This is a genomic window from Pseudomonas sp. BP11-1-1, assembly GCF_052112105.1.
Classification (GTDB): domain Bacteria; phylum Pseudomonadota; class Gammaproteobacteria; order Pseudomonadales; family Pseudomonadaceae; genus Aquipseudomonas; species Aquipseudomonas alvandae.
Window position 1 is genome coordinate 609821 of sequence record NZ_JAUTYU010000004.1, and the last position, 13703, is coordinate 623523.

The 13703-nt window shown below is 62.9% G+C and carries 7 protein-coding genes; 3 read left to right on the top strand and 4 right to left on the bottom strand.

Annotated elements, in window-relative coordinates; translation table 11 throughout:
* The first annotated feature begins 36 nt into the window (after positions 1-36).
* Entirely contained in the window at positions 37-2238 is a 2202-nt protein-coding gene (locus Q7C33_RS12385; RefSeq protein WP_030141129.1) for a patatin-like phospholipase family protein, read from the top strand.
* A 131-nt stretch (positions 2239-2369) separates the two neighbouring features.
* Here Q7C33_RS12385 and Q7C33_RS12390 read toward each other — a convergent pair whose 3' ends face one another.
* The 3 genes from Q7C33_RS12390 to recQ all read right to left on the bottom strand — a co-directional run bounded on the left by Q7C33_RS12390 (position 2370) and on the right by recQ (position 7124).
* Complete coding sequence (locus Q7C33_RS12390) at positions 2370-4334, bottom strand: FimV/HubP family polar landmark protein (protein ID WP_198797701.1); 1965 nt, start codon at positions 4332-4334, stop codon at positions 2370-2372.
* Between the two features lie 111 nt (positions 4335-4445).
* A complete protein-coding gene (locus Q7C33_RS12395; protein ID WP_030141131.1) occupies positions 4446-4880 on the bottom strand; it encodes a MarR family transcriptional regulator in 435 nt (144 codons plus the stop codon).
* A gap of 117 nt (positions 4881-4997) precedes the next feature.
* The gene (recQ, locus tag Q7C33_RS12400; RefSeq protein ID WP_407683458.1) at positions 4998-7124 is read right to left on the bottom strand and encodes a DNA helicase RecQ; all 2127 of its coding nucleotides are present in this window, start codon (positions 7122-7124) and stop codon (positions 4998-5000) included.
* Positions 7125-7466: 342 nt separating this feature from the next.
* Between recQ and Q7C33_RS12405 the strand changes: the two genes are divergently transcribed.
* Together Q7C33_RS12405 and Q7C33_RS12410 are read left to right on the top strand one after the other, a co-directional pair.
* Positions 7467-8054, top strand: a complete 588-nt coding sequence (locus Q7C33_RS12405; RefSeq protein ID WP_030141133.1) for a UPF0149 family protein — start codon at positions 7467-7469, stop codon at positions 8052-8054.
* A gap of 8 nt (positions 8055-8062) precedes the next feature.
* Complete coding sequence (locus tag Q7C33_RS12410; protein ID WP_217860082.1) at positions 8063-8458, top strand: YbaN family protein; 396 nt, start codon at positions 8063-8065, stop codon at positions 8456-8458.
* Positions 8459-8618: 160 nt separating this feature from the next.
* On the opposite strand, the gene Q7C33_RS12415 is transcribed toward Q7C33_RS12410, so the two are convergent.
* Positions 8619-13703 (bottom strand): beta strand repeat-containing protein (locus Q7C33_RS12415; RefSeq protein WP_407683459.1); only part of this gene is annotated, 5085 nt, incomplete at its 5' end.

A 13703-nucleotide genomic window follows, 5' to 3' on the forward strand; every position in this document is an offset into this window, starting at 1 on the left:
ACTACTCGCCTTTGATCGCCCGCTCCGAGATCGACCATGCGCCGCCTGCTGCCTTGCCTGCTTCTTCTGCTATTGCCCTTGCTCGGCCATGCCAACGAGCCTGCCGTTGAGACACCGCGCCCAAAGATCGGCTTGGTACTGTCCGGTGGCGCGGCCCGTGGCCTGGCCCACATCGGCGTGCTCAAGGCCCTGGAAGAACAAGGCATCAAGATCGATGCCATTGCCGGCACCAGCATGGGCGCAGTCATCGGCGGGCTCTATGCCTCGGGCTACAAGATCGATGAACTGGAGAAGCTCGCCCTGGGCATCGATTGGCAGCAAGCCCTGTCCGATGCCCCGCCCCGCAAGGACGTGCCCTTTCGGCGCAAACAGGACGACCGGGATTTCCTGGTCAAGCAGAAACTGAGCTTTCGCGACGACGGCAGCCTCGGCCTGCCGCTGGGGGTGATCCAGGGACAGAATCTTGCCCTGCTCCTGGAAAGCCTGCTGGCCCACGCCAGTGACACCCGGGATTTCGACAAACTACCGATCCCCTTCCGCGCGGTGGCAACCGACATCGCCACCGGCGAAAAAGTCGTGTTTCGCAAAGGCCATCTTCCCAAGGTCATCCGCGCCAGCATGTCGATCCCCGCCGTATTCGCCCCGGTGGAACTGGACGGTCGCCTGCTGGTGGACGGCGGCATGGCCGACAACATCCCATTGGACGTGGCTCGGGAAATGGGCGTGGACGTGGCCATCGTGGTCGACATCGGCACACCGCTGCGCACCCGCAAGCAATTGGTCACCGTGGTGGATGTGCTGAACCAGTCGACAACGCTGATGACCCGACGCAACTCCGAAGAGCAGTTGGCCACGTTGGGAAAAGAAGACGTGTTGATCCAGCCGGCCCTGGCAAGCTTCGGTTCCACCGACTTCGGTCGGGCGCAGGAAATAGTCGACGCCGGTTACCGCGCCACACGGATACTCGAAGCGCGCCTGGCGCACTTGCGGCCCGCCGAGCCGACCGACGCCGTGCTGATGGCGGCGCGTACCCCCAGTGAGCGCACTCCGACCATCACCGCGATCCGGGTGGAAAACGATTCTAAAGTCGGCGACGACGTGATCCGCTATTACATTCGCCAGCAGATCGGCGAACCGCTGGACCTGGGCCGCCTGCAGACCGACATGGGCACGCTGTACGGCCTGGATTACTTCGAGCAGGTGCAATACCGCGTCGTGCACAAAGGCGCGGACAACACGCTGGTGATCAATGCCCGGGGCAGACGCACCGGCACTGATTACTTGCGCGTGGGCCTGAGCCTGTCGGACGACATGCGCGGTGACAGCGCTTTCAACCTCGGCGCCAGTTACCGGGTCAACGGCATCAATCGCCTGGGCGCCGAATGGCTGACCCGGGCGCAGATCGGCGACAAACAGGAGCTGTACAGCGAGTTCTATCAACCGCTGGACGTCGGCTCACGCTACTTCATCGCGCCTTACGGGCAGTTCGAATCGCGCAACGTCGAGTCGATTCTGGATAACGATCCGGTGGCCCAATATCGGGTCGAGCGCTATGGCTTCGGTCTGAACCTGGGTCGCCAGATCGGCAACAGCGGAGAGATCCGCTTCGGGGTTGGCCAGGCCTGGGGCAAGGCGGACGTGCGTATTGGCGATCACGACCAGCCTAGCGAAAACTTCAACGAAGGCTTCTACGAGCTAAAGTATTCGTTCGACTCCCTGGACAGCGTCTACTTCCCCCATGAAGGTGAAGACATCGGCCTGTCATGGCGCCAATACGAACCTGGCCTGGGGTCCGATCAACGTTACCGCCAGTGGGAATTCAAGCTGGACAAGGCCCTGAGCAGCGGCCCGGACACCTTCATCCTGGGCGGGCGCTACGGTCGAACGCTGGACACGGCCGAAGTCGTGACCTCCAGTTTCGTCCTCGGCGGCGCGCGGCAATTGTCGGGCTTTCGCGAGGACGGGATATCCGGCCAGAACATGAGCCTGATGCGCGCCGTGTATTACCGCCGGCTCACGCCTCGGGCTTACCTGCCCTTGGATTTCCCGTTGTACATCGGCGGCTCGCTGGAGCGCGGCCGGGCGTGGAACAACGACAACGAGTTCGACAGTGGCTACATCAACGCCGCCAGTGTCTTCCTGGGTTTCGACACGCCGTTGGGGCCACTGAATTTCAGCTATGGCTTCAATGATGACGATGAGCAGGCGGTGTATCTGAACCTGGGGCAGACGTTCTAGAACCGTTTCAAATTGTGGGAGCGAGCTTGCTCGCGATGGCGATCACTCAGTCGGCGATGATGTTGGCTACGGCTCAGTCATCGCGAGCAAGCTCGCTCCCACACTGGATTCCCGTCGGCCGCGCAATCACCTCAACGAATCCCGGCCAACAAGACTCGGGCGGTTTCCCTGAGCGGTTCATCGCCCTCTTGCAACAACTCTTCCAGCAAGGTGATGGCGCTCTTCAGGTCGCCTTCATCGATGCAATTCTGCGCTTCTTCCAGCTTTTCCGAATGCTCCGACGCCTGCAGCTCGAAGGGCACAGGTTCCAGGGACAGTGACTCGAACTCAGGCTCAACGGACAGCGGTTCCAGTTCCAGCGCCTGCTCTTCGTCGGCAAACCCATCGAGGAAATCATCATCCAGCGACTCGGTTTCCAACGGTGCGCCCCATTGCAGGTCCGGTTCGTCGAAGCCTGATAGCGCCAGCGTGTCGGCACGGGTAGACGGCGGCGTTCCGGGTACAGGAGCCGCCGACGGATCATCGGCCAGGTCCCAACTGTTCTCTAGGGAGAGCCCATCCAGGTTCAACTCGAATTCATCACTGGGCGCGGCAACAGGTTCGGGGGCGAGCATTGGAGCCGGGGGCTCCGGGGGCGTCTCCATCGGAGCGTTAACCATGGCGATCTTGGGGTAGCGCTTGCGGGTTTCCTCCAGCGTCTGGTGATCGACGCCTTGGGACAAGAGGTGGTTCTCCTGGGCCTGGAAGCCGATGACATCGCCCTGCTTGCCCAGCACATCCAACAACTTGAGCCCCAGGTCGGTACGCTCCGGCTCGGCCAGCAATGCCGCGCGCAGCAGGCCGGCAGCTTCGGTGAAACGGCCATAGGTCAGGTAGATTCCCACACCTTCGAGCACGTCTCCCAGAGGAGCATCACCGTTGTTGAACGACGCGGCGACTTCGGGGGGCTCTGCATCCGCGCTCTCCATATAGGTGTCGGTGTTGTCGTCCAGGGCCAGGTCGGGACGGGCGGTCAATGGCACCGGGTCCGCCGTCTCCTGCTGTTGCCGATGACGCAGGAACAGCAAAAGCGCCAGCAACCCGAGCATTCCCGCCAATCCAGCCACCCACAGCCAGTCGATGCCTTCGGTTTCCGCCACTGGCGCCGCCTCGACTGCCGATGCGGGTTCGGTGGATTCGGCAGGTTCAGGGGCAAGTTCCGAGGTCATCGCAGGTGGCGAGGCCTGGGTCAGTTGCGCTTGAAGCTCGCTGATCTGCTGGCGTTGCCCGGCGATTTCCTGATCCTGGGCGTGGATCCGAGCCTGCAATTGTTCGATGGTCTGCTGTTGCTGCTGGCTTTGCAGCACGCTGGCGGCCAATTGCTCGGTATTGCTGTCGATCGCTGCGGGAGCCGGGGCGGCAGATTTTTGGGCAGGCGCTGGCAAGATGGCCGAATCAGGCAGCAACAAGCGCTGGCCGATGGAAAGTCGCTCGCTGCCAGGGTTCAGCGCCTGGATACCCTGCATCAGTTCATTGACCGACGCATTGCTGCCCGCATCATGCAGACGCTTGGCGATCACCCAGGGATTGTCGCCCTGCACGACGGTGTAGCGCTTGCCCTGTGTTGCCGGGGGCGGCTTGATGGCGGGTGTCGCCTCGGCCGAGCTGGAGGGTTCGTCGACGGTCGGCACCAGGCCTGGCGTACCGGGCGGATCGATCAGCACGGTGTATTCGCGCAACAGGCGCCCGTTGGGCTGGTTGAGCTGTACGAGGAAGTTGAGGAACGGTTCCTCCACCGGTTTGCTGGAGGTCACCCGGATGAAACTGCGTCCGCCCCGCAGCACGGGGGTGAAACGCAGGTTGTTGAGAAAAAAAACGCGCTCCACCCCAGCACGGCTGAAGTCGTCCGGACTCGCCAGGCTGGCGGAAAGATCTCCCTCGCTGAGTCCCGCCGCATCAACCAGGGCGATATCGGCGCGCAACGGTTGGTTCAAGGCGGAATGAAGCGTGATTTCCCCAAGCCCCAGCGCCGACGCCAAGGCGGGAAACCCCAGGGCACCCACGACGACCGACACGTTGATCCAACTGCGCAACGTGGACTGCAAACTTTCAAGCATGGGTATCCCTTTGATCAACGACCTGTGCGAAACGCTTCCAATACGATCGCCTAGTACTGGTTATAGTTCGCTAACCACCGAATCTCAAAGGTCTGGCGCCAGGGATATGCCTCAGGATCTTTCCAGGTTGGCCAGGATCGTGCCGTGGACCCGCATGCAAACGCGCATGTCCGCTTCGTCGACGCCTTCGAACAACTCCCGGCGCAACTGCGTGGCAATGGTTTCGATTTGCTCGATCAGCGGCAATGCCGGCGCGCACAGTACGATCTTCTTGGCGCGGCGGTCCTCGGCCACGGCCTGGCGTTGAACCAGGCCCTGGGTTTCCAGGCTGTCGAGCAAACGGGCCAGGGTCGGGCCTTCGACCGCAACGCTCTGGGCCAGCTCCCGTTGGGTCGGGGCCTGTTCGAAACGGGCCAGGTGCAGCAGCACCAGCCAACGCGCCTGGGACAGGCCCAGCCCGGCGAGGCGACGGTCCAGCTCGGCGCGCCAGCCACGGGACATCTGCGCCAGTTGCATGCCAAAACGGTGTTGATCGGTCAAAGGCATAAAAAACTCATCAAATCTGAAATAGAGAAAAACTAATTATTAGTCAGCTAAGCATGACCTTTGGATTCAGGCAAGGCTCGCGCTGTAGTGAATCGTTAAAGGAGCGTAACTGTTTGATCAGACTTCGAATTCCGACTGCAGTGCGGCCCTGACGCAATACAGGACCCCTTCCGGAACCCGCCCTGCGAACAACGCGGCGACTTCCGATACGGGAGGCAGCTCGCCTTCGCCATCGAGAAACGCATCCTGGACCTCGCCCATCAGTTCTTCAGGCAGGTCCAGCGCTTGCTCCAATGAAAGCTGTTGTTGACCAATGGCCTCGGCCAGCATCGTGTAGACGTTCTTTTCCGAGCACTGCAATTGACTGGCAATCTGCAGCGGGGTCATGCCGGCCCGCGCCAGGGTGATGAGTTCATGGCGAACGTCGGCCACCGCCGGCGGGGTCTCGGCTTCGCCGCCCAGCACTTGGAGGAAGGCCTCGCCGTAACGCTCCAGCTTGCGTGCGCCAACGCCGCTGACCCGGGCCATTTCCGCCAGGGAGGTCGGTTGGCTGCGGAGCATTTCCAGCAAAGTGGAATCGGGAAAGATGACGTACGGCGGCACGCCGTGTTCCTCGGCCAACTTGCGGCGCAGGGCGCGCAACGCTTCCCACTTGTCACGCTCTTCGCCGCGCACCAATTGGCTGGCCTGGCTCTTGCTGCTCTTGACCGCGGTCGCCGGCTTGAGGTCGCGGCGCAGTTCCAGGGTGACTTCGCCCTTGAGCAAGGGCCGGCACGTCGCACTGAGGCGCAGGCCGCCGTAGCCTTCCAGGTCGATGTCCGCCAGGCCGCGCGCAACCAACTGCCGGAACAACGAGCGCCATTCGCTCTCGCTGCGGGCCTTGCCCACGCCAAACACAGACAGGTGCTGGTGGCCGAAGCTGCGGACTTTCTCGTTGTCCTTGCCCAGCAACACATCCACCAGATGCCCGACGCCGTAGCGCTGGCCCGTGCGATAAATCGCCGACAACGCCTGGCGGGCCGGCTCCGTGGCGTCCCAGGTTTCCACGCCATCGACGCAATTGTCGCAATGGCCGCAGGGCTGGGGCATGTCTTCGTCGAAATAGGCCAGCAAGGTCTGGCGACGGCAGCGGGTCTCTTCGCACAGCGACAGCATGGCGTCGAGCTTGTGCTGCTCCAGGCGCTTGTGCCGCTCATCGCCCTCGGAGTTCTGCAACATCTGCTTGAGCATCACCACGTCTTGCAGGCCGTAGGCCATCCAGGCATCGGCTGGCAAGCCGTCACGACCGGCACGCCCGGTTTCCTGGTAATAGGCTTCCAGCGACTTGGGCAAGTCCAGGTGAGCGACGAAACGCACGTTGGGCTTGTCGATGCCCATGCCGAACGCCACGGTGGCCACCATGATCAGGCCTTCCTCGTTGAGGAAGCGCTTCTGGTGATAGGCCCGCAAATCGTTGGGCAGGCCGGCATGATAGGGCAACGCCGGAAAACCCTGTTCGCTGAGGAACGCCGCCACTTCCTCGACCTTCTTGCGCGACAGGCAATAGACAATGCCCGCGTCGCTGCGTCGCTCGGCAAGGAACGCCAGCAACTGCTTGCGCGGCTGCTCCTTGGGCACGATGCGGTAGAAAATGTTCGGACGGTCAAAACTGGAGAGGAACCGCTCGGCATTCTGCAAATGCAGCCGGTCGACGATTTCCTCGCGGGTACGCTTGTCGGCCGTGGCGGTCAGGGCGATACGCGGGACGTCGGGGAACAATTCCGCCAACTGCCCCAATTGCAGGTATTCACGACGGAAATCATGGCCCCATTGGGACACGCAGTGGGCTTCGTCGATGGCAAACAGGGCGATTTCCAGGCTCTGCAAAAACGCCAGCATGCGTGGCTGCACGAGGCGTTCCGGCGCCAGGTAGAGCATTTTTACCTCGCCACGCTTGATCCTCGCGGCCAAGTCCCGTTGCTGCTCGGCGCTCAAGGTGGAGTTCAGCGCCGCAGCGGCGACACCCAATTCTTCAAGGGTGGCGACCTGGTCGTCCATCAAAGCGATCAGCGGCGAAACCACCACCGCCAGGCCGTTGCGCAACAGGGCCGGCACCTGGAAGCACAGCGACTTGCCGCCGCCGGTGGGCATGAGCACCAGGGCATCGCCACCGCTGGCCACGCGCTCAATAATGGCACCCTGGCGGCCACGGAAACTGTCGTAGCCGAAGATGTCCTTGAGAACGCGTTGAGCCTGTTCGAGCATAGAAACTCCAAAATCACCGAAACATCCCTGCAAGGCTGGTTCAGAATCACAAACGCTGCACCGGCAAATCGTAAGTGCGCGTTTCCAACCGACCGCAGGGCATCACAAAACGCGGCAGTATACCCGAGGGTTTCGTTGCGAAGGGGGCTGCTGACGGGAGGTGTGATGATCACGGCCGGGAGCGCACCGAACCTGTGGCGAGGGAGCTTGCTCCCTCGCCACTGGCGGCCCTGGCATGGAGTCAAGTCCGGCCAATGAGCAGGCAAATCCACCGCACGGCTGGCCTGCCCGCTCAAGAAGGCCTAGAATTCCCGCATTGTTTATTCCCCAAGGTAGCCCGTAATGTCCTTCGCTGAGCAACTGACCCGCCTGCAAGTCTTCCTCGACGCCGATGAGCTGCACGAAGAGGCGCTGGATTACGTGGCCGCTCATGGCTATCTGACCGCCCTGTCCATCTGCTCCGAGCCAGTGCCGGACCGTGAATGGATCGACGCCCTGTTCGCCGAAGAGCCGCATTACAGCGACGAAGCCCAGCGCGCCGAAATCGAAGCCACGCTGGTCGGCCTCAAGGCCCACATCGCCCGCCAACTGGCTTCCGACGAAGAATTCGAATTGCCGTGCGAACTGGACCTGGGCGACGACCCGGACGATTCGGAATTGCGCGGCTGGTGCATCGGCTTCATGGAAGGCGTGTTCCTGCGCGAAGCTGCCTGGTTCGAAACCGCGGAAGAAGAAGTCAGCGAAATGCTGTTGCCGATCATGGTCGGTTCCGGCCTGTTCGATGAGCAACCGGAGTTCTCCGACATCGCCGCCGACGCGAACCTGATGGACGACATGATCGTGCAGATCCCCGAAGCGCTGACCGCCCTGTACCTGCTGTGCAACGCCCCGGACGAGAAACCGGCGATCCTCAAGCCTCGCCACCACTGAGTGACCGGGTGCCCTCGCCAATCGGCAAGCGCCCGCTGATCCTGCGTTACGCTCTGCTGGCCATCGGCTGGCTGAGCGTGGTGCTGGGGGTCATTGGCATTTTCGTTCCAGTTCTCCCCACCACCCCCTTTCTGCTCCTGGCCGCCGCGTGCTTCGCCCGCAGTTCGCCGCGCTTCTACCAATGGCTGGTAGAACACCCCCACCTCGGCCCGTGGATCAAAGACTACCTCAGCGGCAACGGCATCCCCCTCAAGGGCAAGGTCTACGCCATCGGTTTGATGTGGGCCAGCATCCTGTTTTCCTGCTACCTCGTGCCACTGCCGTGGGCGCGAGGGTTCATGCTCACCAGTGCGGTGCTGGTGACGGTTTATATCCTCAGGCAGAAGACGCTGCGCAGCCGTTGAACATAATGGGGTGTTCCCGTGGCGAGGCGGCTTGCTCCCGATGGCTAGCGAAGCCGCTCTGAAATCAGCCAACGCAGCCCTCCAGGCAGACCGCGCCAGCCGGTTTACGACTGCTGCGCAGCCGAGCGGGAGCAAGCTCCCTCGCCTCAGGCATCTGGTTTCACACCGTATCCACCTTCAACGAATGATCATTCAACATCCCGTTGATAATTGTCGCCGTGTCCGCCCCGCCAACCATCCCACCCGATCCCGGCGTGACGCCGTAATGCGTGGCCAGATCGACGCCGGCCAGGTCGATGGTCTGGTTCGGCGTGGCGCCGGCGATGCTGCTGACGTCGATGCTGGTGATGACCGATGCGCCGGTACCCGTGACGGTGAAGTGCAGGTAGTCGTCCAGGGACGCGGCGCTGCTGTTTTCACCCTGCAGTAGTTGGGACAGGTCGAGTTTGTCCAGGCCCGGGGTGAAGTCGGTAATGACGTCGTGGCCGCTGTTGCCCGCCTGCCACTGGAAGGTATCGGCGCCGTTGCCGCCCGTGAGGATGTTATTGCCCAGGCCACCGATCAGGGTGTCATCGCCGCCACCGCCATTGAGCACGTCATGGCCAAGCCCGCCATCGATGCGATTGCCCGCGCTGTTGCCGGTCAGGGTGTCGTTGAAGTTCGAGCCGACGAGGTTTTCGATGCTCGCCAGGGTATCCGTCCCGGCCCCCAGGGTATTTTGTGCGGCCAGCAGGCCGAGGTTCACGGTCACGCCTGCGCTGGCATGGGCGTAGCTGGCTGTGTCGCTGGCGGTGCCGCCGTCGAGCAGGTCGTTGCCGCTGCCGCTGTAGAGCAAGTCATTGCCCGCCTCGCCATGCAACGTGTTATTGCCGGTGCCTGCGCTGAGGATGTCATTGCCATCACCGGCGTTGAGCACGTTGTCGCCATTGCCGGCCAGCAGCACATCGTCGCCTGCCGTCCCTGTCAGGGTGTGGCCCGCTTGATAGCTGATGTCGACCGCGGCGCTGTCGCTGCCGCCGTGGTTGTCACTGGCGGTGTAGGTCCCGTGGTAATCCGTCGTGTTGTCCTGGGCGCCGGCGTAATTGACCGTCATGGTCAGTTGATAGCTTTCCGAGCCATTGACGTTACCGTTGCCAGGGTTGGGGATGTTGGTGATGTGGATCTGATAGTTGCCATCCGCCGCGGCAGTGAACGAGGCGCCGTCGTTGATGGCGACGAAAGGCCCGCCGTTCAGGGAATACTCCATGGCGACGCGACCGGCGGCGAGGTTGTGATCCAACGTCAGGGTTTCGCCTTGCTTGAGGCTGATGTTGAGCCGATCTTCATCGTTGGCGTTGTTGTTCGACACCGCCCCCAGCGCGCCACTGACCACCAGCATCGCCGTCATGCTCGCGGCGTTGGCGACGAAGGCACTGCGGTCGAGGTTGATCGATTGGACATTGTTGCCGGTAAAGCTGGCGGTGCCGGTAGTGCCGGTGAAGTCTCCACCCTTGGCGGCCCAGCCCGTATTGAAACCTGTGGGCGTAGCCGTGAGCGGATCGCCATTGGCGTCGCTGTCGTTGCCCAGCAGCAACTCCCCAGGCACCACGATATTGCCCGACAACACGTTGGTGATGACGTTGTCGGCGATCGCCACCGGCGCACTGTTGGGCACGACGTTGATCACCAGGTTGGAACCGGCCAGGTCGCCGTCGTTGTCGCTGACGGTGTAGCCGATGTGCTCGGTGATCAAGGTGCTGGTGGAGGTCTGCGAGGTGTAGCTGAACGCACCGGTGTCGAGATTGACCACCAGGGTGCCGTCATGGTCGGTGGCGATGCTCACGGTGTTGGTCGCGGTGTTGAACGTGCCGTGGTTCGCCCCGCCGCTAGCATTCAGTGCGCCTTGGCCGCCATTGGCGTCCGGGTTGTAGCTGTAGGTCGTTCCATCCACCACCAGGCTTTTGATAAATCCGCCGTCGGCGCCGAACGAACCGCCCTCGCCCAGCAGGTTGCCCGTCACGGGAATGCCCTGGACAGTGCCCGAGAGCACTGAATTGAGCTGGTTCAGGTCGGTGACCACCACCGCGTTGGTGTTGGTGTGGGTGCTGCCGTCATAGGCCAGCGGATCGAGGTGGACGTTACTGACGCCGCTGCCCAGGCCGATGGCGTAGTTCTTGATGCCGTTGGCGTCGAGGAAGGCTTTCCACGCCGCTTCGTCCGCGGTGCCGATTTCGCCCAAGGTCGGCTTGCCGTCCGAGAAGAAATAGCCAACGTTCTGTGCGTCGGTCAGTTGGCCGGAGGTTGCGAACGCCGTCTGCGCCATCGCCACGGCCGCATCGTAATTGGTGTCACCGTGGGCGATCAGCGCGGAAATCAGCGTCTTGGCAGTCGCTACGTCCACCCAGACGGTGCTCTGGTCGGTGGCGCTGCCGCTGAACGTCACGAGCTGGACTTTCACGTCGCCCATGTCGTCGTATTGGTCGAGCAAGGCGTTGATCGCCTGTTTGGCCAGGTCCATGCGCGAGAGACCCGGCACGCCTGAATCGTCTTTCATGCTGCCGGAGACGTCGAGCACGATCAGCAGGTTCGTATCGACTTCCATTGCAGTGACCGAGCGTTCGGACGCGACAGCCTTGGGCACGTCATCGACGATGCTGACCACCAGGTTGCCGGTGGTGCTGTTGCCCAGGGCGTCGGTGGCCTGATACGTGAAGCTTTCATTCAGTACATTCGGGCCATCGTTGGCATGGGGCGAGGTTGTCGCAGGTGACGTCAGTGTGTAGGTGTAGGAACCGTCGGGGTTGAGCAACAACTGGCCGTGGGCGCCGGTGGCGTCGCCCAGCAGCGTGAACGTCACGGCGCCGGTGGCACCGCTGACCGAGCCCACCAGGGTGCCGCTGGCGGTTTCGCCGGTGGAACCCGGCTCACTGCCCGTCGCGGTACCGGGGGCCAGGTCCTGGCCATCCTGTTTAAGGTCCAGGGCTTTTTCATAAACGGTGACGTCATGATCGGTTTCTGCGACCAGGCAACTGTTGTGCACATCGATGGTGACGGTCGTGGTGCTTTCATCACCATCGGCGTCGCGCACGGTGTAGGTGAATACATCGGTGGCGCCCGCTTCGCCCACGGAGCCGGGGTTGCTGTGATAGACCGCGTTGCCATTGGCATCCAGGGTCAGGTAGCCATACGTGCCATTGATCTGTGTGTTCAAGCCGCCAGTGGCCGGGTTCGACGTGTCGCCGCCGGCCCGCACACCTACCACTGCGCCACCGTCGGCGCCAAGCACGTCGTTGTCCAACACGTTGCCGCTGACCGTCCCACCCTCCACCACCGCAGCGGTATCGCAATGAGCCTGGGGCACGTCGTCGACGATGTTGATGACGATGGTACTGGTGACGGTATTGCCGAGTGAATCGGTGGCCTGATAGGTAAAACTTTCGCTCAGCGCGTTCGGGCCGTCGTTGGCGGCGGGCGAAGTGGAGGCTGGCGAGGTCAAGGTGTAGGTGTAGGAGCCATCGGGATTGAGGAGCAGTTGACCGTAGGCACCCGTGGCATTGCCGACGAGGGCGAAGGTGACGGCGCCAATGGCGCCGGTGACCGCATCCACGAGGCTGCCCGTGGCGGTTTCGCCGGTGGCGCTCGGGTCGCTGCCGGTAACCGTGCCAGAGGCCAGGTCCTGGCCGTCCTGGTTCAGGTCGAGCGCACTTTCGTGCACGCTGACTTCATGATCCGGCGCGGCGACGAAGCAACTGGCGTGCACATCGATGGTGATGGTCGTGGTGCTTTCATCGCCATCGGCGTCGCGCACGGTGTAGGTGAACACGTCGGTGGCGCCCGGTGCGCTGACGACGTTCGGATTGCTGTGATAGACAGCGTTGCCGTTGGCGTCCAGCGTCAGGTAACCGTAGGCGCCGTTGATCTGCGTGTCGAGGCCGCCGATGGCCGACGTGGATGTATCGTCGCCAGCGCGAACGCCGACCACCGCGCCGCTCGCGGCGGGCCCATCGGCACCGCCCTCGTCGTTGTTCAGCACGTTGCCACTGACGGTGCCACCCTCGTCCACCGAGGCGGAATCCGCGTGGGCCGTGGGCAAGTCATCAACGATGTTCACGTCCAGATTGCCCGTGGCCGTCGTGCCGTTGTCATCGGTGACCACCACCGGGAATTGCTCGCCCAGGCTGTTGGCGCCGTTCGCGTTCGGATGGGCTTCGTTGTCGAGCAAGGTGTAGCTGTAGCTGACCACGCCCGTCGCGGCGTTGAAGCCGGTCACGGTCAAAGTGTTGCCCAGCGCCGTGGTGATGGATTGCGGGAAGCCGGCGGCCACGCCACCGCTGACGACGGTGATGCCGCCGACGCTGAGGGTCTGCACGCCGTCCAGCGCGGTCACGGTGAAGGTGCCGTTTTGGGTCAGTGCCGGAGCGTCCGGGCTGCTGCCGTCGCTGAGGTTTTTCTCCTGCAGCGTCAGCTCGCCGCCTTCCGTGTCGAGGCCGTTGATGATCACTGGATCGTCGTTGTTGTGGACTTGCAGCACCAGGTTGGCGGTGCTGGTGTCGCCGTCGGCGTCGGTCAGGGTGTAGGCGAAGGTTTCGGTGCCGTTGCCGCCGCCGTGCAGGCCTTTGAAATCGGCGTCGGAGGTATTGAGCGTGTAGGTGTAGGAACCGTCGGCGTTGAGCACCAGCGTGCCGTAGGTACCGGTGAAGGTGCCGGGGGTGATCGGGCCGGAGGCCACGTGATCCGCGCCTTGGGTGTCGTTGGTCAGCACGCTGCCGGTCAGGGTCAGGTGGGTTTCCGAGGCGGTGCTGGCGTTGCTGTCGTCCACGGCCTTGGGCAGATCATCGACGATGTTCACGTCCAGATTGCCCGTGGCGGTGGTGCCGTTATCGTCCGTGACGACCACGGAGAATTGCTCGCCCAGGCTGTTGGCGCCGTTCGCATTCGGGTGGGCTTCGTTGTCGAGCAAGGTATAGCTGTAGCTGACCACGCCCGTCGCGGCGTTGAAGCCGGTCACGGTCAAAGTGTTGCCCAGCGCCGTGGTGATGGATTGCGGGAAGCCGGCCGTCACGCCACCGCTGACCACGGTGATGCCGCCGACGCTGAGGGTCTGCACGCCGTCCAGCGCGGTCACGGTGAAGGTGCCGTTTTGGGTCAGTGCCGGAGCGTCCGGGCTGCTGCCGTCGCTGAGGTTTTTCTCCTGCAGCGTCAGCTCGCCGCCTTCCGTGTCGAGGCCGTTGATGATCACTGGATCGTCGTTGTTGTGGACTTGCAG

Coding starts and splice junctions, on each gene's coding strand:
- Q7C33_RS12385 (WP_030141129.1), top strand. CDS start 37: ATGCGCCGCCTGCTGCCTTGCCTGCTTCTTCTGCTATTGCCCTTGCTC.
- Q7C33_RS12395 (WP_030141131.1), bottom strand. CDS start 4,880: ATGCCTTTGACCGATCAACACCGTTTTGGCATGCAACTGGCGCAGATG.
- recQ (WP_407683458.1), bottom strand. CDS start 7,124: ATGCTCGAACAGGCTCAACGCGTTCTCAAGGACATCTTCGGCTACGAC.
- Q7C33_RS12390 (WP_198797701.1), bottom strand. CDS start 4,334: ATGCTTGAAAGTTTGCAGTCCACGTTGCGCAGTTGGATCAACGTGTCG.
- Q7C33_RS12405 (WP_030141133.1), top strand. CDS start 7,467: ATGTCCTTCGCTGAGCAACTGACCCGCCTGCAAGTCTTCCTCGACGCC.